Origin of the sequence: Streptomyces sp. NPDC006476, from assembly GCF_040612015.1 — a bacterium.
In the GTDB taxonomy this organism is placed as follows: domain Bacteria; phylum Actinomycetota; class Actinomycetes; order Streptomycetales; family Streptomycetaceae; genus Streptomyces; species Streptomyces griseorubiginosus_B.
Window position 1 is genome coordinate 1 of the sequence record NZ_JBEXPK010000066.1, and the last position, 18644, is coordinate 18644.

Sequence of the window (18644 nt, forward strand, 5' to 3'; positions counted from 1 at the left end):
AGGCTGTGCTGGAGAGTCAGTGCGGTCGAACGCTCGTGGGCGAACTGGCGCGCATTGTCGATGTAGACCGCAGCTCGGGATGTGATCTCCTGAGCCAGGAGCAGATCGTCATCATCGAAGGGCGCTTGTGTCTGATGGCGAACGAATTGTGCCAGCCCCAGCGGACTGCCATGGGCCCATAGCGGCGCCAGGAGGATCGAGCGAATGGTTGAAGTACTCGTGTCGTTGCTGTCGGCAAAGGTTCTCGCAGCCCATTCCGGCAGTTCGGAGGAGGTCATGGCGTAACGCACGGGCCGGCCCTGCGCCATCGCGCGCGCCGGCTCCGATCCATCAGGCAATCGATAGGACATCCCCACGGCAGGCGGGTCCGGCTTCCCTCCGTACGCCGACTTCCGGGCAACTCGATGCAGCACAAACGCTTCGGGCTCGGGGTGGGCATGGATCTGTTCCTGCAGCGCGGAGCCGAGCAGGTCGACAGTGACCAGGTCGGCAAGCTGGTCGACGCCCACTGCTGCCAGTTCGCGAGCCGTTCGGACGGCATCGAGAGTGCCCCCTATCCGTCTGCTCGCCTCATTGATCACGAGCAGGCGCCGCTGTAGTCGGCGATCACGCGCTTCCTGGTACACCGCGACGACCTGTTCCGATGCACGGTCCACGTAGTCGAACGTCAGCTGGATCAACTCAGCGGCCGCCGCGGTCCGCAGTTCCGCGTCCCGGGTGAGACGGGCCACCTCTTCCAGGGCCGTCTGGAGAGCACCGACATGGGCGACCCGATAGGTGCGCAGAAGCTCGCTGATCGGAATCCCGCGCTCGGCGACACGTCTGGCGAAGTCGACGGCGGTCGGCGGCACGGTCGCGTCCGCGACACCGCGACCGCTCTCCAGAACGTCCAACATCAGAGCGATGTGCTCGTGCACCTCCAGCGCCGCCAGTGCGGCCAAATCGTCGTGCTCCCAGACGGTCGGGGTGTGGGTGCGCTTGCTCTCGATCAGTGGGGCTGCCATCTGATCAGCTCGTTTCCGGAGACCCCGAGCAAGACCACAAAGGAAGGCATCGACGTCCATCTCCATACTCTAAATATATGGCAGAATTTTACATTCTTTCTGATTTGCTACCATTTCAGATAGTGGGAAGTGATGGTCGCTCGTCGTAGATCGATTCGTTGTGCGATACCGGATCTCATGAGGCCGGACCCAGGCGCGGAGGTCGGCCGGCAGGGGGTCGCCGCGTCGGACGCCGCCCCGGCTCCTCTCACAACTGCGGAGTGACGCGTGGTCGGTTGCCATGGGAGTCCCCCGCCGTTGTACGGACACGGTGCCGGCCAGACTTCCCGGCTTACCAGGGGGAGTTCATCCCGTCGGGGCGGTCAGTAGTAGATGGGACCGAGCTCACCACCGCTGGCGATGATCGGGTCGCCGTTGAGCGCGACGCTGCGCGGGCTGGCCAGAAACGCGATCACTGCGGCGACCTCGCCCGGCGTGACGATCCGGCCGATCGAGATCGCCGCGCTGAACTCGCGTTCGACCTCCTCCACAGTCAGCCCGCGGGACTCGGCGTTGGCCGCCAACGCCTTGGCCATGGTGTCGCTGCTGGTAGGGCCGGGGTGTACGACGGTGACGTTCACGCCACGTGGGCCCAGTTCGTCGGCGAGGTTCTTGGTCAGCGCGGCAACGGCGACATTGCGGATCGAGCCGGTTACCGAGCCGGTGCGCCGCGCGGCAGCGCCGCCGACGTTGATGATCCGGCCCCAGCCGCGCTCGACCATGCCGGGCGCGAACGCCCTCGCACAGCGCAGATAGCCCCGCACCTTGACGTTGATCTCCGCCTCCAACGCTGACTCCGCGATCACGCCGGGATTGGTCATGGCCGCGTTGTTGACCAGGATGTCGACGCCACCCAACTGCTCAATGGCGGCCGCGGCCATGGTCGCTACCGAGGCGTCGTCACCGGTGTCCGCGCCGATCCCGATCACGCGCGCCCCGGTGTCGGCGGCGAGCGCGGCGGCCTGCTCGGCCGCCGCCTGCGCATTGCGGCCGACAAGTGCGACATCGGCACCTTCCTGGGCGAGAGCCCGGCCCACCGCCAGGCCAATGCCCCGGCTGCCACCGGTGACCACCGCGCGTTTGTCCTTCAGCCCCAGATCCATGGGTTTCTCTCCTCATTTGATCACCTCTCATGCGAGGCGGTGGCGACAACCGAGTTCGCCGCGGGCGGCCCGGACGGTTTCCTGAGCACGCCTCAGTAGATGAGATCGGTACTGTCCTGTCAGCAGTGTGGGGAGTGGCACAGCGCCTGTAGCACCATGTCCCCGTATCGGCGCCAGACCGCAGGGTCACGTTCTCCGAATCGCACCAGCTGTACTTCGGTGGCGCGACGGATCGGGGCGACTCGCGGTCGACCGCAGTGTGATCTCTTAGCGTCGCGCCGGCAGGAGCACGGGCTTGACAGTGGTTCCCGCGATCGCGTCGGATTCCGCCTGATTGATGTCGTCCAGGGAGTAGGTACGGACGAGCTTTTCGAACGGGAAGAGTCCGCGCTCCCAGAAGCGGAGCAGTCTCGGCAGGAAGAGCTGGGGGACGGAGTTGCCCTCCAGGGAGAAGGTGAGGGTGCGCCCGGCCAGCATCGCGGGCGGGACGGAGACCTCCTTGCTGCCGACACCGACCAGCACGGCCTTGCCTGGCCGGGCCAGGCATGCCACGGCCGTGCGCATCACACCGGGGACGCCCGTGGTGTCGAGGGTGAAGTCGACGCCCGGACCACCGTTGACGATCCGCGCGAGTACATCGTCGGTGTCGCCCAGGACCGTGCGTGTCGCACCGAGTTCGAGGGCGAGGTCGAGACGGCCGGGGACGAGGTCGACGACCACGATGTCGGCCGCACCGGCGATCTTGGCCGCCATGACGGCGGCGAGGCCGACCGCGCCCGCACCGAAGACGGCGATTGACTGGCCGGCGCTCGGCGCCATCTCGTTGAGTACCGCGCCCGCCCCCGTCTGGAGCCCGCAGCCCAAAGGCCCCAGCAGTTCGAGCGGGAGTTCGCGGTCCACGACGACGGCGTTGCGCTCGGTGGCCACGGCGTGCCCGGCGAACGAGGACTGGCCGAACCACCGCACCGCGAGCGGGGCACCGTCCCGGTCCGTCGCTCCGTGGGTGCCGTCGGTGCGCCGGCCCGTCATGTTGCGCTGCGAGAACTCGGTGCAGTAGGCAGGCGCCCCACGCAGGCACGTCGCGCACCAGCCGCAGGAGTCGAAGCTGAGCAGGACATGGTCGCCGACCTGAATTCTGGTCACCGCGCCGCCGACCTGCTCGACTACCCCTGACCCTTCGTGCCCGAGCACGACGGGTCCCAGCTGGGCCGCGAAACCGGGGTCACGGGGCATCATGTCGGTGTGGCACATGCCGACACCGGCGATGCGTACCAGGATCTCGTCCGGGCGCAGCGGACCCAGCTCGACGTCCTCGACGGCGAACGCGTGGTCGTGTCCGCGCAGGACCGCCGCGCGGGTAGCCGTCATCGGGTGCTCACCGACTTGGCCCGCACCAGTTCCACGGCCTCGTACCAGCTGCCGCGGGTGGCGATCAGCCGCCGCAACTTCATGATCAGTCGGGGTTCGTCGAGGGTGGCGGCCCCGATCACTCGGTCGCCGGTGCGGTAGAGCGCGGTGAACCGGTCGTCGTCCGGCAGGCTGTCGACGAACTTGACGCTCTCGGCGGTCGCGGTGCCGACGAACTGGATGCGCCGGCCGTACCAGTCACTCCAAAAGTACGGGACCGTCTCGTACCCCTGCGCCTTCTCGGGGAAGAGTGCGTTCAGGGCTGCACGCGCCCCCTGGTCGGCTGCGTTCGTCCAGTTCTCCAGGCGCATGGTGGTGTCCATGAGCGCATTCGGCCAGTGCACGAGGTCGCCGGCGGCGTACACGTGCTCGTTGGACGTGCGCAGGTTGGCATCGCACACCAGTCCGCCGTCGACGGGGTGGAGTTCCAGCCCGGAATCACGGAGCCAGCCGGTGGCCGGTGCGGCGCCGACGCCGATGACGAGCAGATCGGTTTCGAGGGTCTCGCCGGTACTCAGAGTGACGGCGGTGATGTGCCCGTCACCGACGATCTTCTCCAGCGCCGTGCCGCGCAGCAGTCGTACTCCGTTGCGCCCATGGAGGCCGGAGACCGCGGCACCGACGGTTTCGCCGAGGGCGCGGACCAGCGGAGTGGCGGCCGCCTCCACGATCGTCACCCGGGCGCCGAGTGTGCGCGCCGAGGAGGCGACCTCCGAGCCGATGAAGCCCGCGCCGACGATGACCACGTTCTTCGCGTCCCGCAGCGCGTGGCGCAGCGCGGCCGCCTCCGAGAGCGTGCGCAGGGTGTGCACGCCGGTGAGCGGGGGTGTCTCGGCCAGGGGGCGGGCGTCCGCGCCCGTCGCGATGATCAGCTTGTCGTAGGCGAGGGGCGCGCCGCCGACGGTGACGGTCCGGGAGGCGAGGTCGACACCGGTGGCTTCCGCTCCGAGGCGCAGTTCGACGTCGAGTCCGGCGAGTTCCGCCTCGTCGATGTAGAAGGTCGGCTCGGCGTCCTGCTCGGTGAGGAACGACTTCGACAGGGGAGGGCGGTCGTAGGGCAGCTGAGGTTCCCGTCCGACCAGTACGATCCGGCCCGAGAAGCCGCCTCGCCGCGCGGCCTGGACGGCTCGCAGTCCCGCGAGGCAGCCACCGATCACCACGAGGCCGGCACCAGTGGTCGACGTCATGGCCATCAGTCCTCGACGATCGAGAGGGCGAGCGCGGGACAGGCGCGCACGGCGTCCTCGACTTCCGCCCGCTGTGGGTCGTCGATGTGCTCGCGCAGGAGGACGAGACCGCCGTCGTCGCCCACCTCGAAATAGTCGGGTGCGACCGACTCGCAGATGCCGATGCCGGTGCAGCGGCCACGGTCCACCTTGATCTTCATGTCATGCGTCCTTACTGAACTGAATTGCCGGTTATGAATTGCTAGTTGGGGATGACGACGGGCAGGTGGCGGATGCCGTGGATGAATTCGCTCTGGAGCATTTCCGGCTCGCCCACCCGCATGTCGGGGAGCTTGGTGAGGATGTTGGAGAAGAGGGCGCGCAACTGCGCCTTCGCGATGCCGTTGCCGAGGCAGAAGTGGACGCCTCCGCCGCCGAAGCCGTAGTGCGGGACGGGCGTCCGCCTCAGGTCGAAGCGGTGCGGCGCGTCGAACACCTCCTCGTCGCGGTTGGCCGAGGCGTAGAAGACGACGACCTTGTCGCCGGCGAGGATCTCTTGGCCCCCCAGTTCCAGGTCCTGGGTCGCGGTGCGGGCGAACTCGACGACCGGTGAGGCGTGGCGGATGAACTCCTCGATGGAGGCGGCGATACGGCCGTCGAAGTCCTCCGTCAGCCAGGCCTTCTGGTCCGGGTGCTTCCACAGCTGGACGACACTGTGCGAGGTGGTCTGCTTGGTGGTGTCGTTCCCGGCCACACTGAGCAGCAGCATGGCCGACTGGATGTCGTCGTCCGAGAGCGGCTTGCCGTCGAACTCTGCCTGTGCGAGCGCCGTCGCGATGTCGTCCGTGGGGTGGGTGCGGCGGTGCCGGACGAGGTCGAGCCCGATCTCGCGCAGCACTCGTATCTGCTGCATCGCGAACTGGGTGCGGTCCGTGCCGCCGTTGATCTCCGGGTCGTCGGCCCCGACGAAGCGGTCGCCGGCCTCGGCGAACGTCTCGACCAGTTCCTCGGGGACGCCGACGAGGTCGGCCACCGTCATCATCGGCAGCTTCGCCGAGACCTCGGTGACGAAGTCGATCTCGCCGGCCCCCATGACGCGGTCGACGATCCGTGCGGCGCGCTGTTCGATCAGCCCGCGCAGCCGGTTCACGGCCTTGGGGGTGAACCCTGCGCTCATGATGCGGCGGTAGCGCGTGTGCTCCGGGGGGTCCATGGTGAGGAAGGTCGGCGACGGCACGAGCGAGGGGTCCGTCGGCCGGAACATGACCGAGCGGCCGTGCTTCTTCGAGTCGGAGCTGAACAATTCGTGGTTGCGGCTCACGAAGGCGACGTCCTCGGCACGTACCACGGCCCAGAAACCCGGCTCCCCGTGCACCTCGGGCGGAAGCTCGGGGGTCTCCAGCGGAGGATGCCAGCTCACCGGTGCGTTCTTCCGCAGCCAGCCGAACGTCTCTTCCCGCTCGACGAAGGACCGCGCCCAGAATTCGGCGCTCGATATGTCCTTGTCCGTAGTGAACGGGCGTAGGTGTGTGGGTACCGGCATGGTAAGTGCCTCTCGCTGTGTATTTTCCTCGATGGCAGTCACGAAGGTAACGCGCCGGGATAGATTGGTAAACCCCTGTAAACCAATAATTTCGCGCGAGGGTGTATGGAACAATGACGGCCTGGTGGAGCGGACGAAGAGGGGCCACGCGTGACGAAGAAATCGACCGGCGAGTCGGCTGAGCAGGCCGTCGGCCCACGGGGCGGTTCCCGTCGCACGCCCAATCGAAAGGGCGAAGGCGGACGCCTGCGGGGCGACCTGCTCGACGCCGCTGCCCGGGTGCTGGCCGAGAAGGGGCCCTCGGGAGTGACACTGCGGTCGGTGGCCAGAGAGGCCAATGTGACCGCACCCGCGCTCTACCTCCACTTCGAGGACAGAGGCGATCTGATGTGGCACCTTCTGCTCAGGGCGTGGGGCGAACTCGCGAAGGTGATGGATCAGGCCGACCGAAAGGCAGCCGGCGCGGGGCCGTTCGCGCAGCTGGAGGCACAGCTCGCCGCTTATGTCGAATACGCGACCCGGAACCCGACCAACTACGAGTTGCTGTTCTCGGCCTCTCCCGACCACGCCCGTGTGGTCCAGGAGGACTACGCCACACCCTGGCCGGTCTACGACACCCTGGAGCGGGCCGTCGCACGGTGCCGTGAGGCGGGCTTCGTCATGCCTCTGGGGCAAGACGACGTCGACCCGACGACCGTACTGCTGTTCGTCATCGCTCACGGCCGGGTCGCCCTGGGCCATGCGACGAAACGGCCTGCCTTCCAGGGGAAGGACGACGCTCAGGCGTTCGTCGCCGCTTCGTTGCGCGCTCTCGTCAGACCGCCCGCGTCTTCCTGACCGGAGCGCCCCATCCGCATGCATGAGCCCTTTCAGGGGGATTACCCGCGCGGTCGCTCTCGTCACCTCCGGTTCAGACGATGCCGTAGATGCTCTTGAGCTGCTGGTAGGAGGCCAGACCCTCGGGGCCGAGTTCGCGGCCGAGGCCGCTGTCCTTGACGCCGCCGAAGGGTGCGCCGAGGTCCAGCGCGTATCCGTTGATGCCGACGCTTCCTGTATGGACCCGGCGGGCGACAGCGAGGGCGCGCTCGCTGTCGGTGCCCCAGACGGTGCCGCCGAGGCCGTAATCGGAGTCATTGGCGATACGGACGGCGTCGTCGACATCGTGGTACGGCAGCACGCACAGGACCGGTCCGAAGATCTCCTCGCGGGCCGGGGTGAAGTCGTTGTCCACGTCCGCGAAGATCGTCGGCTCTACGAACCAGCCGCGGTCGAGGCCCTGCGGCCTGCCGCCGCCGGTGGTGATCCGCCCGCCTTCCGCGCGGCCCTTGGCGATGTAGCCCTCCACGCGCTCGCGCTGTCGTCGGGAGACGAGCGGGCCGACGCGCGTCCCCTCGTCGAGCGGGTCGCCGATGCTGAGGGATCCGAAGTAGTCGGTGAGCAGGTCGACCACCTCGCCGTAGCGGCTGCGCGGGGCGAGGACGCGGGTGCCGATCAGACAGGTCTGCCCGTTGTTGTTCAAGGTCGCGCGGAAGAAGGCGTCGAGGTTGGGCTCCAGGTCCGCGTCGTCGAGGACGATCGCGGCGGACTTGCCCCCCAGCTCCAGGGTGACCGGACGCAGCAGCCTGCCGCACTGCTCGGCGATTGCCCGACCGGTGGCGGTGGAGCCGGTGAAGGCGACCTTGTCCACGCCGGGATGACCGACGAGGTAGCCGGAAGCCTCACGGTCGGCGGGCACGACGTTCACCACGCCGGGTGGAAGGCCGGCCTCCCTGACGGCCTCGGCCAGCAGGAAGGCGTCGAGGGCGGTCTCCGGCGCGGGCTTGAGGACGACCGTGCAGCCTGCCGCGAGGGCCGGCCCCAGCTTGAACATGGTCAGGGTCTGCGGGAAGTTCCACGGCACGATCGCGGCGACCACCCCGACCGGGGCACGGCGTACGACGGTGGTGCCGTTGCCGGCCACCGCCGGGCGGGACTCCTCGACGCCGGTTTGCCGGGCAAGGGCTGCGTAGTACCGCAGTACGGCGGCGCCGATGACGGCCTCCGAGCGGCGGCTGGTCACGATGGGCATGCCGTTCTCACGGCTGACGAGCTGCGCGAACTGCTCGCCGCGCTTGCCGAGCATGTCGGCGAGCCGTTCCATCGCCTCGGCCCGGCGGTCCGGCTCCCATGTCGCCCACCCGGTCGAGTCGTCGAAGGCGCTGCGGGCAGCGGCGACGGCAGCGTCGACATCGGCCGACACCGCCTCCGGCACCCGTCCGATGGGCTCTTCGGTGGTCGCCGAGGCGACGGTGATCGTCGCGGCCGACGACGGTGCGATCCAGTCGCCGCCGATGAACAGAGAGTCGTATATGTGTTCCATTGTTTGCATGCTCCTTCGGAATCGCAGGCCCTCGTCAGCAGACGTAGTCCTCGCCGCTGGCACGGACCGTGATGTCGCTGAGGTGGACTGCAGGGGTGCGGACGTTCGTCGGGCGTCGGCCCAGACGATGTCGATGGCAACGAGCACAGGGGCGATGCGCTACTCGCCGAGTTCGGCCAACTGGAGGGTCGCGTCGCGGAACGGGGGCTGCTGCGTCTGCTGCAGGGTCTTGAGTCCGGCCGCCCCGACTGGAGCGTGCAGGAGGCGGCCGCCTCACGCGTCGACCACCTGCCCGCTCCCGCACCGCGAGATCGTTTGCACGCTGGGCGAGCCCGCTGGGGTCGGCCGGCTTGTCGAAACCCGGATCAGCGATGACGGTGAAGAAGACCCCGCTGTGGGTCACGACGTCCTCAACCCGCCGGCCCGGCTTGGGACATGAGAAGCCCGGCCTTTCAAGGGAAATCAAAGGGTGCGGGTCAGGGGATACGGGCGACGGACTACGCCGCCGTCCTGTTCGGTGCGTCGGGGAGCAGCCCCGCCTTTGCCTGGCGCTGCAGTTCGCGGGCCGACTCGATCAGCTTCACCGCGTCGGGGCCCCACATCAGCCGCATCATGTGGCGTTCCGTCTGCGGCTGCTGGATCAGCCAGATCAGCGGCAGCATGGTCTTGGTCGATGCGACGGCCATGGCGTTCTTGACCGGACCGATGCCCATGTTGCGCCGGGTCTTGCCCGAGACGGCGCCCAGGATCGGGTACCGGAACAGCTTCTGACTCAGCAGCAACTGGGCCCGGATGCGCAGTTGGGAGACGTGGAAGTTCTTCTTGATCGAGTCGTGCTGGATCTTGTGGAAGCTCTGTCCGGTCGCGGGGATGACGTCCATGGTCCGGCTGGGCTTGAACATGTCGTCGTACTTCTCGTACAGCGCCTTCAGCTCGGCCATCGTCGTGGGGATCTCTCCCTCGGGCGAGTCGAAGAGGCGGCAGTACACGGCCACCTCGGCGATGTACTGGTCGCGCTGCTCGGGGGTGAGGCGGTGCGGGGCCTTGCCGTCGCGGAAGGCGAGGTTCTCGTAGACCCACAGCATGGTGTGCATCTCGGTGAGCGCCGCCCACATGGCCTCGCGCGGGCCGTTGGCCTGGTAGCCGCCGAGCTCGGGATGGGCGATGTCGATGACGTCACCGGCCACCTTGGCGTGGATGTTGTGCAGGTGCTGGGCGACGCGGCGGGCGGTGGGGGTGTCGCCGAGCCACATGGGGGCGTGGATCCCGGAGTTCCGCTGCTGCCGGTCGAAGCGGTCGAAGATGGTGAGTTCGCCCTTGCGCGCCTTGCGCGAGATCGGGTCCCAGTCGCGCACGCCCGCCAGGATCGGCTTGTACGTCAGCTGGAGCACGAACTGCGCGGGGCTCTGGAAGAAGACAGTGGCCGGGTGCAGCAGCACGTCCCACGCGATGCTGCCCGGCCCGAACACGCCGTAGTCCGGCGTCCCGTCCTCCTTGAGGGAGCCGCCCGCGGGGGTCGGCTCGCCGAACCGGCGCCACCGTGACTCGGTGCCGAGCATGCGCTCTTTGGTGACGACCGGGTCGACCCGGCCGGCAGTCTTCGGGCTCTTGTCTGTGGCAGCCATACCGAACTCCTTTGTTCACCGATGGGCGAGGAAGGCGCTGGACCGGGCGGCCGTCGTCTCCGGCGCAACGCTCCCGCGGGGCCCGCCGAGTCGGGCCGTATGAGACCGAGGCGACTCCCTCAAAGACGCTTGTTAAGCGTTCAGCAATGATTTGGAAGATAGTAAGCTCGGCACATGCCGTCAACCCCGCTGAACTCCGAAACCGCAGCTCCCGCCCCGCCGCGCACCAAGCAGGAGCGGCGCGACCAGGCGGAACGAGCACTCCTGGACGCCGCGAGTCGGCTCGTCGCGCGCAGGGGCGTTGATCAGACCTCGGTGGCGGATGTCGGCGCGGAGGCCGGATACAGCCGAGGATTGGTCAACCACCACTTCGGATCCAAGGTGGTGCTGCTGCAACGCGTGGCGCGAGAGAGTCAGCGGGGGATTGTCGAGATCATCGACGGCCTCACCGGGGATCCGCTGGAATTGCTGGTCGGGCTGGTCCGCTCCTACCTCACCTGGGTCGCCCGGGAGCCAGAGGCCGCCCGTGCCTTCTTCGCGCTATGGGGTGCGTCCCTGCCCGAGGAATCGGTCGTGCGGGAGGTGTTCGTGGAGTTCGACCGCGGTATCCGGGGCAAGGTCGAGACGTACGTGCGCTCCGGTCAGGAGGACGGGACGGTCAGGACGGACGTCGACCCGGCCGGCGTGGCGGCCGCGATCACCGGGATGCTGCGCGGCACCGCGGCCCAACTCCTGGTGGCACCCGAGGCGTTCGCCCTGGAGGCCGCGTCCACCACATGTGAGCAGTTCGTCCGCCGCATGCTGGCCGCGCACGGTGAAGCCCACCGCTGAACGTAAACGGGCCGTCGCGCCGGGAGCGCCGCCGACGAGGGGCACCTCGCCCGCCACGTGGGCCTCGTGGCGCAGGCCGGGCTGGTGGAGAGGGGCGAGGCGATGACGCTGCTCACCCGGGTGGCGTTGCACCCCGCCCTCCTCGAGGGCGGTTCAGGTGGCGGCGCGAACGGAGCCTCGGCAGCAAGGTCGTGCGCGCAGCACCCGCGGGGTCACGCCGACCGAGGCCGGACGGATCATGGTCGAGGCCGCCGAGTCGGTCAACGCGGGGCTGGAGCCACGCCAGACGGCAGGTCGAGCGGACACCGAACTCCATGTCGTGGAGGCCAAGCCGGAGGGTCCGCGAACTCAAGCACGGCCTGGGCCTGGACCACTTCGAGGGCCGGTCCTGGCCTGGCTGGCACCACCACGTCACCCTCGTGACCGCCGCCCACGCTTTCCTCACCGAACAACGCCTGGCCCCAAAGCGCCCGAACCGGTCTCACTCTCCACCAAGTCCTCGACGCACTGCAGGACGTGCTGAGGTGTTGGACCGGCACCTGCACCACCTGCCATCAGCCCCTGCCCAGCCGGACACACAGCACATCAAGATCGACACAGACCTGACGGAGTCCTAGTAAAAGTTAGGTTGAATTCGCTGATGTCTCACATCGACGAGAGCGAGGCGGAGGCCGCCGTGAAGCTGTCGAACCTGGACCTGAACCTCCTCGTATCGCTCGACGTGTTGCTGGAGGAGCGTTCGGTGACGCGGGCCGCCGCTCGCCTCGGCTTGTCCCAGCCCGCCCTCTCGGGCGCGCTCGCCCGGTTGCGGCGGCACTTCGACGATCCGCTGCTCGTCCGGTCAGGCAACACGTCCGAGTTGAGCCCACTCGCCCAGGCCCTGCGGCTCCGCACGGCTCACGCGCTGAAGGAGGTCGAGCGCGTCTTCGCCAGTGAGGCCGTGTTCGATCCGGCGACATCCACGCGGACCTTCACCCTGCACGCCTCGGACTACGCCATGGCCGTGCTCGGTCCGCGGGTCGCGCAGGTGCTCGCGGACCGGGCTCCCGGTGTCATGCTGCGGTTCGAGAATCACCCGAACACCGTGACGGACAGCCCGACCGACTGGCTCCGCGGGATGGACGGCATGATCGTTCCACGCGGATACGTGTTCGACCTGCCATCGAGCGACTTGTTCACCGACGAATGGGTGTGCGTGGTCGATCAGGACAATGACGCCGTCGCTGCCGCCCTGACCATGACGGACGTCGCCGAACTGCCCTGGGTACTCACCCACCACGGACCGACCCGCTTCCTCTCCGCCGTGCGGCAACTGGAGCAACTGGGAATCGAGCCCAGGGTCCAGGCGGTCGTCGAGAGCTTCCTCGCCCTGCCGTTCTACATCGTCGGGACCCGTCGACTCGGACTCATTCAGCGTCACCTGGCCGACATACTGGCTGCCCGTCACCGACTCCGGGTGCTCGCATGTCCCTGGGACGTGGTGCCGGTGGTGCAGGCGCTCTGGTGGCATCCGCTGCAGACTCGCGACCCGGGGCACGCGTGGCTGCGGTCGGTCCTCGCCGAGACGAGCCGGCACCTCGACCGGCGGACATGACGTTCCCGGCCGCCGTGGTGATCCCCTCGCGACATTCGTCCGCCTTATATAGGGCATCAGCCTTTTCAGCTTCCCTGATGTGGCCGGCCGGGCAGACAGTGGGGGCGTCACAGTAAACGGAAGGACCGTTCATGGTTGCTCCTCTTGCTCTCGCCACGGTCGTAGACGCTCACGTGGAACGTCCCGCGCTGGTCGTTGATCTCCACTGGGGTCCCGGCCGCCGGGACCTCTCCTGTCCCGGGCCGACCGTGCACACGCCACTGCAGGACTCCCCGCTCGTGGAGCAGCCGTGAACACCCCGCAGGCGCCCGCCCCGGGCAGGGACCTCGCGATCGACGTGCACGCCCACTGCTTCATCGCTGAGGTCGAGGCGCTGGTCGCCGACGAGCCGGGGCTCGCCGAACTCCACGCGCTCGAGGCACGGCGCCACGGCGCGGAATCGATGACAGTTTCGGGGCAGATGGTCCGGGCGGCCATGCCCGCGCTGACGACTGTGGAGCGGCGCCTGTCCGACATGGACGCGGCGGGCGTGGACGTGCAGGTCGTTTCGCCGTCCCCGTCGCACTACCACTACTGGGCGCGCCCCGATCTTGCGACCGAGGTGTGCCGAGCGGCGAACCGCGGTGTGGCTGCCGTCGTCGCCCAGGCTCCCGACCGGCTGGCGGGGTTCGGACTGGTCCCGCTGCAGCATCCCGATCTGTGCGTCGCCGCTCTCGACGACGCTCTCGGTCTCGGTCTCAAGGGCGTCGAGATCTCCTCGTTCGCCCCTGGCGTCGAGCTGTCGGACGCACGGCTCGACCCGTTCTGGGCGCGGGCCGCCGAGACTGCCGCTGCGGTGTTCCTGCACCCCCTCGGCTGTTCGCTCGACGAGCGACTCGACCGGTTCTACCTGGCCAACACGGTCGGACAACCGGTCGAGAACGCCGTCGCCCTCTCGCACCTGATCTTCGCGGGGGTCCTGGACCGGCACCCGAACCTGCGGGTGATCGCCGCGCACGGCGGCGGCTACCTGCCCACCTACCTCGGCCGCTCCGACCACGCCTGGCAGGTGCGCAGCGACGCCCGGCAGTGCGCCGAAGCACCCTCGGCGTACCTGCGCCGGATCTGGTTCGACTCGCTCGTCTACAGCCCGCAGGCGCTGCGCACGCTGGTCGCCGCCGTCGGCGCCGACCGGGTCGTGCTCGGCTCCGACCATCCGTTCGACATGGGCGTGCCCGATCCGCTTGCCCGCCTCGACGCCGCCGGACTGGACCCGGCCGACCGCTCCGCGATCGCCGGCGGCACCGCACAGAAGCTGGGGCTGGCCCCCGGGAAGCAACACTGATGCCGACGCGGGTCGTGTCGACATGGCCGGTGAAGTCCGGCACGACCGGCCGCCGGGACGGATCGAGGAAGCGCCCTGCCAACGGGCCTCCCCCGTGGGCGGCCAACTGCTGCCACAGCGGCAGGTGCTCGTTGATCAGCCGGGTCGCCGTAGTCGAAGGACGTCTGGTTGATACCGTCCACGCTGATCGACACAACGACAAGGCCGCGAGCGGCCAGCGCGGCGCCCAGACAGTCGTAGCCGTCGTAACTCGGGAACGGGTGCGAGCCGGCCGGACAGGGCCGGGTGGAGGCATCCTCGGCTCGCAGGCCCACCATGAGCCGTGCGTCGCCATGACGATCAGGGGGAACCTGCCGGTCAGGCGCCGCGGATAGTGCACCACCGCACGTAGTTCGCTGACTGTGCCGCTCTGGGGATCGGTGAATGCCGTGTCACCCAGGTCGGTACCCGGCAACGGCGACCGAGCCGCCACTGCCGGGTCGCTGCTGTCGTCGCCAGCACCGTCGAGGCCGACGAAGCCGAGGTCGGCGATCGCGGCGAGGCCGGCCGCACGGAGTCGGCCGACCAGGTCGTCGTGGCGGCAGGCGGTGATCTCCGAGCCGCACGCGGGTCGGGCGGTGAAGGTTCACAGCAGGCGGGGTCAGCCAGGTTGGCGGGTGAAGTGGGTGATCGTTTCTGCGGCAGTGGCGGTGGGCGTGGTCATCCGGTGGTCTTCCGGTTCCGGGGGGCTGCCGTGGTGAAGCGCGTCATTTCTCGGCCGGGGTGGGGGCTTGGGGGAGGCGTAGCTGGAAGCATGCTCCGAGGGTGCGGGGGGTGAGGGTTAGGGTGCCTTGGTGGCGGTGGGCCAGGTCGCGGGCGATGGCGAGGCCCAGGCCGGTGCCGCCGTGGTCGCGGGAGCGGGCGTCGTCGAGTCGGACGAAGCGTTCGAAGATGCGCTCGGCGTCTTCGGTGGGCACGCCCGGTCCGTCGTCGTGCACCGTCAGGACCACCCAGTCGTCCTGGTTCCGGACGGTGATCTGGATGCGGTGCGCGGCGTGGCAGGCGGCGTTGTCGAGGAGGTTGCGCAGCAGTCGTTCGTATTCGTCGGGGTTTCCGTGTACGTATGCGGGGGCGGTGCTGTCGCAGGTGAGGGTCAATGGCTGTTCGGTGGGGGGGTATTGCTCGGTCAGCCGAGAGGCGAGGGCTGTCAGGTCGACGGTTTCGGGGCTGGCTGTGGGGGTGCGGGTGTCGAGGCGCGCGAGGAGCAGCAGGTCTTCGGCGAGCGCCTGGAGGCGGCGGGTCTGTCGTGCGGCGGTGGTGACCGCGGCGGGCCAGTCGGTGCGTTCCGGGTAGGCGAGCGCCACTTCCAGGCTGGCCAGCAGTGTGGTGAGGGGGCTGCGCAGTTCGTGGGCGGCGTCCGCGACGAAGCGGCGCTGCTGGGCGGCGGCGTTGTCGAGGCGTTGGAGGGTGGTGTTGATGGTGGTGGCGAGGGCGGTGATCTCGTGTCCCGTGGCGGGGACGGTGACGCGTTCGCGGGGGTCGGTCGCGGTGACCGAGGCGGTGAGGACACGGATGGCTTCGACCGGCCGCAGCGCGATGCGGACGGCGAAGTAGGCGACGGCGGCGATGAGTACGAGGCTGACGAGCCCGGCCCGCAGCAGCAGGCGGTCGGTGGCCTTGGTGATTGACCCGGCGATGTCCTCGCCCGCGTGCGGGAGCACCACCACGTAGACCCGCAAGCGAGCGTCGGTGGCGACGCCCAGAGCGGCGACTTTGTCACGGCTCAGTTCATCGGCCCTGACGTCGTCGTACATGACCAGGTAGGTCCCGCCGTCCGTGCCGAACCGGTCCCCGGGCTTGGAGTCCTGGCGCGCCGGTATGTGGATGGGGCGGGTCGTATAGCCCCAGGCGGCCCCGTCATCCGGTGGGACGGGCAGCTCGGCCTTCGGTGGGGCGGGCAGCACATGGCGGGTGCCGGGATCGAACTCCTCCATGCCTCCGCCGTAGGCGACAGCGGCGCGTCGGCCGGTCGCGACGATCTCGTACGGCACGGCACTTCGGCGAGCGGGAACCCCGCCCTCCTTCAGCTGATCGACGAGAGCCAGGAGCTGTTCCTGCGCCTGCCCGTAGGCGATCTGTCTGCTCTGGCGGTAGACGTCGTGGTGGACCCACCAGCCGATGCCGACCAGGATGGCCGCGGCGGCCGAGGCCGCGGCCAGGGCCGTGCGGGCTCGTACCGAACGCGGCCACGGCCACCGGCGGCGTCGCGGCTCAGTCGCGTTCACGGTCGTCCACCAGGCGGTAGCCGATACCCCGCACGGTCTGCAGGGACTGCCGGTCAAACGCGGCGTCCACCTTCTTGCGCAGGGCGCTGACGCGCGCCTCCACCAGGTTGGGATCCCATGCCTCGTCGGGCCACGCGTGATAGAGCAGATCCGCTTTGGAGACCGCCTGGCCCGCCCGGCGGGCCAGCAGCTCCAGCACGGCGAACTCCCTGGGCGTGAGTTCCACCCGGACCCCGGTCCGGCGGCATACCCGGCCGGCGACATCCAACGAGAGGTCGCCCACGGCAAGGACGGGCGGGGCGACCGCGGCGGCTCGTCTGACCAGGGCCCGCAGCCGTGCGACGAGCACCAGGTAGGAGAAGGGTTTGGTCAGATAGTCGTCGGCCCCCGTGTCCAGGGCCTCTGCCTGATCCCACTCCCCGTCCTTGGCGGTGAGTACCAGGATGGGAGTCGCGTTGCCCTCCCGGCGCAGCTGGGCGCAGACCTTGTAGCCGTTGAGTCCGGGCAGCATCAAGTCCAGTACGACAAGGGCGTATTCGCCGGTCTGGGCCATCCACAGGCCCTGCCGGCCGTCATGGGCGAGGTCGACGCTGTAGCCCTCGGCGGTCAGACCGGTGTGCAGGGTGTGGGCAAGGTCCACCTCGTCTTCGACCACCAGGATGCGCATGGGATGCAGCCTCGCACAGCGCTAGTCCACCTTCCTGATCGGCCGGTCAGGTTGGGTCAGCAACTGGTCAACGAGGTCCCGGCACGCTGGCGGAACGTCTTCGCCGCTGCTGAAAGGCCCTGTCGTCAATGTCCGTTGTTGAACGTGGCCCCGCCGTGGCCCGGGCGGTTTCCCCTCCCGTACCCGCCCGACGGCAATCACCGAGCCCGGCCAAAACCGTTGTCGTCATCGCGCCCTTATGGCTGACCATCGCTCTGGGGCTCTGGGGTATCCGCAGGCAGAACACCATGTGGGGGGACGAGTCCATCACCTGTCAGCTCGCGCACCGCGATCTTTCGCAGATATGGCACACCGCCCAGCATGTCGATCTGGTCCATGCCCTCTACTACGCCGTGATGCATGAGATCTTCGGTCTCTTCGGCGGTGGACTGCTGACATTGCGGCTGCCGTCTGTGCTGGCAATGTCCGTGGCCGCGAGCGGAGTCGGGCTTCTGGGGCTACGCCTGGCGGGACCCCGTGCCGGGCTGCTGGCGGGGCTGGTGTTTCCGCTCCTTCCCCAGGTCCAGAAGTACGCGCAGGAAGGCCGCTCGTATGCCATGGTCTGTGCCCTGGTCACCTGGGCCACCTACGCGCTCCTGGTCAGCGTCCCGCATCGCGCCCGGTGGCGGTGGGCGGTCTACGGCTCCACCATGCTGCTGGCCTGTCTGCTCCATGAGTTCGCGGTCCTCGCCCTGGTCGCACACGGCGTCACCCTGGTCGTCTCCCGTCTTCCACGACCGGTGCTGAGGGCGTGGAGTGTGGCTGCCGCGGGCATTGTGGCCGGGCTGTTGCCACTGGCGATCCGCAGCGCGGCACAGTCCGAGCAGGTGTCCTGGATCGGCGGACCGGTGCGGCTTCAATATTTCCTGGTGGTGGCGGTCATGGGCGTGGCGTGTGCCCGAGCGCCCCTGGCAGTGAGGGGGCCCGTACGGCTTTCCGCGCTGGCGGTGCCGATTCTTGTGCTTCCGGGCCTTCTGCTGCTGATCACCTCACTGGTCAGGCCCCTTTTCGTCGACCGATATGTGCTCTACAGCAATATCGGAATCGCCTTGCTGCTGGGCGCCTGGATGGACTACTTCCACCGGCGGCAGCGGTCCTCCCGCACCGCGTGGATCGCGGCGGTCGCCGTACTGGCCGCGCTCGTCCAGCCGAGTCTCTCGCTGAGGACCCCCCAGAGCCGGAGCAATGACGCCACCGCCATCGGCGCCGCAGTACGCGAGGAAGGCCGTCCGGGCGACGGGCTGCTCTATCTCCCCGGCCAGCACCGGACCTTGACCGCGGCCAACCCCGAGGACACCCGTTTCCTGACAGATCTCGCCCTGGCACAGGATCCCGTTTCGTCGAACACACTTGCAGGTACCGAGCTTCCCGCCCGGGACATAGCGGCACGCATGCTGGAATTCGACCGGATCGTCGCGGTCCGCGCGGTGGGTGTGAACTCGCCGACCAACCTGCAGGAGGAAGCGAAAACGAGCACCCTGCGGCGCTACTTCCGTGAGTACGGAACGACCCATGTCAACGGGGCGCGAGTCACCGTCTATGTCCGGGACGACGTCCCGCCTCCGAAGGCCGGTCCTCGAGCCAACAGCCCGGGAGCGAGCGGTGGGGTAACGAGGTGACCGCGACTGGTGCCGGCCCGCCGGCACCACCGCCGTCACGCTGTCTCGACCTGGAAGCCA

Annotated in this window: 15 protein-coding genes and 1 pseudogene; 6 read left to right on the plus strand and 10 right to left on the minus strand. The window is 68.7% G+C overall.

Going from position 1 to position 18644, the window contains the following annotated elements:
* The 6 genes from ABZZ74_RS42095 to ABZZ74_RS42120 form a co-directional block, all read right to left on the minus strand.
* Positions 1-1064 (minus strand): GAF domain-containing protein (locus ABZZ74_RS42095; RefSeq protein ID WP_356949427.1); only part of this gene is annotated, 1064 nt, incomplete at its 3' end.
* 302 nt (positions 1065-1366) lie between these two features.
* Positions 1367-2146, minus strand: a complete 780-nt coding sequence (locus ABZZ74_RS42100) for an SDR family oxidoreductase (protein WP_356949428.1) — start codon at positions 2144-2146, stop codon at positions 1367-1369.
* A gap of 267 nt (positions 2147-2413) precedes the next feature.
* Positions 2414-3514 (minus strand): NAD(P)-dependent alcohol dehydrogenase, encoded by a 1101-nt coding sequence (locus ABZZ74_RS42105; protein ID WP_356949429.1) that lies wholly within the window; start codon positions 3512-3514, stop codon positions 2414-2416.
* Complete coding sequence (locus ABZZ74_RS42110; protein ID WP_356949430.1) at positions 3511-4740, minus strand: FAD-dependent oxidoreductase; 1230 nt, start codon at positions 4738-4740, stop codon at positions 3511-3513. The genes ABZZ74_RS42105 and ABZZ74_RS42110 overlap by 4 nt, the downstream gene beginning before the upstream one ends.
* A 5-nt stretch (positions 4741-4745) precedes the next feature.
* Positions 4746-4940 carry a ferredoxin gene (locus ABZZ74_RS42115; RefSeq protein ID WP_079657423.1) on the minus strand — a complete coding sequence of 65 codons (195 nt, stop codon included), beginning with the start codon at positions 4938-4940 and terminating at the stop codon, positions 4746-4748.
* A gap of 41 nt (positions 4941-4981) precedes the next feature.
* Positions 4982-6262 carry a cytochrome P450 gene (locus tag ABZZ74_RS42120; RefSeq protein ID WP_356949431.1) on the minus strand — a complete coding sequence of 427 codons (1281 nt, stop codon included), beginning with the start codon at positions 6260-6262 and terminating at the stop codon, positions 4982-4984.
* A gap of 150 nt (positions 6263-6412) precedes the next feature.
* On the opposite strand from ABZZ74_RS42120, the gene ABZZ74_RS42125 reads away from it, so the two are divergent.
* Positions 6413-7099: a TetR/AcrR family transcriptional regulator gene (locus tag ABZZ74_RS42125; RefSeq protein ID WP_356949432.1), complete on the plus strand. Its 687-nt coding sequence runs from the start codon at positions 6413-6415 to the stop codon at positions 7097-7099.
* A gap of 73 nt (positions 7100-7172) precedes the next feature.
* Here ABZZ74_RS42125 and ABZZ74_RS42130 read toward each other — a convergent pair whose 3' ends face one another.
* Positions 7173-8621, minus strand: a complete 1449-nt coding sequence (locus ABZZ74_RS42130; protein ID WP_356949433.1) for an aldehyde dehydrogenase — start codon at positions 8619-8621, stop codon at positions 7173-7175.
* Positions 8622-9118: 497 nt separating this feature from the next.
* The gene (locus ABZZ74_RS42135) at positions 9119-10246 is read right to left on the minus strand and encodes an oxygenase MpaB family protein (RefSeq protein WP_356949434.1); all 1128 of its coding nucleotides are present in this window, start codon (positions 10244-10246) and stop codon (positions 9119-9121) included.
* 174 nt (positions 10247-10420) lie between these two features.
* Between ABZZ74_RS42135 and ABZZ74_RS42140 the strand changes: the two genes are divergently transcribed.
* The 4 genes and pseudogenes from ABZZ74_RS42140 (at position 10421) to ABZZ74_RS42155 (ending at position 13995) form a co-directional block, all read left to right on the plus strand.
* Complete coding sequence (locus ABZZ74_RS42140; protein WP_356949435.1) at positions 10421-11077, plus strand: TetR/AcrR family transcriptional regulator; 657 nt, start codon at positions 10421-10423, stop codon at positions 11075-11077.
* 341 nt (positions 11078-11418) lie between these two features.
* Positions 11419-11694 (plus strand): annotated as a pseudogene (locus tag ABZZ74_RS42145) (hypothetical protein); the annotation flags it as partial.
* Between the two features lie 23 nt (positions 11695-11717).
* The gene (locus ABZZ74_RS42150; protein WP_356949436.1) at positions 11718-12671 is read left to right on the plus strand and encodes a LysR family transcriptional regulator; all 954 of its coding nucleotides are present in this window, start codon (positions 11718-11720) and stop codon (positions 12669-12671) included.
* Between the two features lie 289 nt (positions 12672-12960).
* Positions 12961-13995, plus strand: coding sequence for an amidohydrolase family protein (locus ABZZ74_RS42155; protein ID WP_356949437.1), 1035 nt, complete (start codon positions 12961-12963; stop codon positions 13993-13995).
* 746 nt (positions 13996-14741) lie between these two features.
* On the opposite strand, the gene ABZZ74_RS42160 is transcribed toward ABZZ74_RS42155, so the two are convergent.
* Together ABZZ74_RS42160 and ABZZ74_RS42165 are read right to left on the minus strand one after the other, a co-directional pair.
* On the minus strand, positions 14742-16259 hold the full coding sequence (locus tag ABZZ74_RS42160; protein WP_356949438.1) for a HAMP domain-containing sensor histidine kinase: 1518 nt from the start codon (positions 16257-16259) through the stop codon (positions 14742-14744).
* Positions 16246-16926: a response regulator transcription factor gene (locus ABZZ74_RS42165; RefSeq protein WP_356949439.1), complete on the minus strand. Its 681-nt coding sequence runs from the start codon at positions 16924-16926 to the stop codon at positions 16246-16248. Before ABZZ74_RS42165 ends, ABZZ74_RS42160 begins: the two co-directional genes overlap by 14 nt.
* A gap of 128 nt (positions 16927-17054) precedes the next feature.
* Here ABZZ74_RS42165 and ABZZ74_RS42170 point away from each other — a divergent pair, with 128 nt between their 5' ends.
* Entirely contained in the window at positions 17055-18584 is a 1530-nt protein-coding gene (locus ABZZ74_RS42170; RefSeq protein WP_356949440.1) for a glycosyltransferase family 39 protein, read from the plus strand.
* Positions 18585-18644 lie beyond the last annotated feature (60 nt).

Coding starts and splice junctions, on each gene's coding strand:
- ABZZ74_RS42100 (WP_356949428.1), bottom strand. CDS start 2,146: ATGGATCTGGGGCTGAAGGACAAACGCGCGGTGGTCACCGGTGGCAGC.
- ABZZ74_RS42105 (WP_356949429.1), bottom strand. CDS start 3,514: ATGACGGCTACCCGCGCGGCGGTCCTGCGCGGACACGACCACGCGTTC.
- ABZZ74_RS42110 (WP_356949430.1), bottom strand. CDS start 4,740: ATGACGTCGACCACTGGTGCCGGCCTCGTGGTGATCGGTGGCTGCCTC.
- ABZZ74_RS42115 (WP_079657423.1), bottom strand. CDS start 4,940: ATGAAGATCAAGGTGGACCGTGGCCGCTGCACCGGCATCGGCATCTGC.
- ABZZ74_RS42120 (WP_356949431.1), bottom strand. CDS start 6,262: ATGCCGGTACCCACACACCTACGCCCGTTCACTACGGACAAGGACATA.
- ABZZ74_RS42130 (WP_356949433.1), bottom strand. CDS start 8,621: ATGGAACACATATACGACTCTCTGTTCATCGGCGGCGACTGGATCGCA.
- ABZZ74_RS42135 (WP_356949434.1), bottom strand. CDS start 10,246: ATGGCTGCCACAGACAAGAGCCCGAAGACTGCCGGCCGGGTCGACCCG.
- ABZZ74_RS42140 (WP_356949435.1), top strand. CDS start 10,421: ATGCCGTCAACCCCGCTGAACTCCGAAACCGCAGCTCCCGCCCCGCCG.
- ABZZ74_RS42150 (WP_356949436.1), top strand. CDS start 11,718: ATGTCTCACATCGACGAGAGCGAGGCGGAGGCCGCCGTGAAGCTGTCG.
- ABZZ74_RS42165 (WP_356949439.1), bottom strand. CDS start 16,926: ATGCGCATCCTGGTGGTCGAAGACGAGGTGGACCTTGCCCACACCCTG.
- ABZZ74_RS42170 (WP_356949440.1), top strand. CDS start 17,055: ATGTCCGTTGTTGAACGTGGCCCCGCCGTGGCCCGGGCGGTTTCCCCT.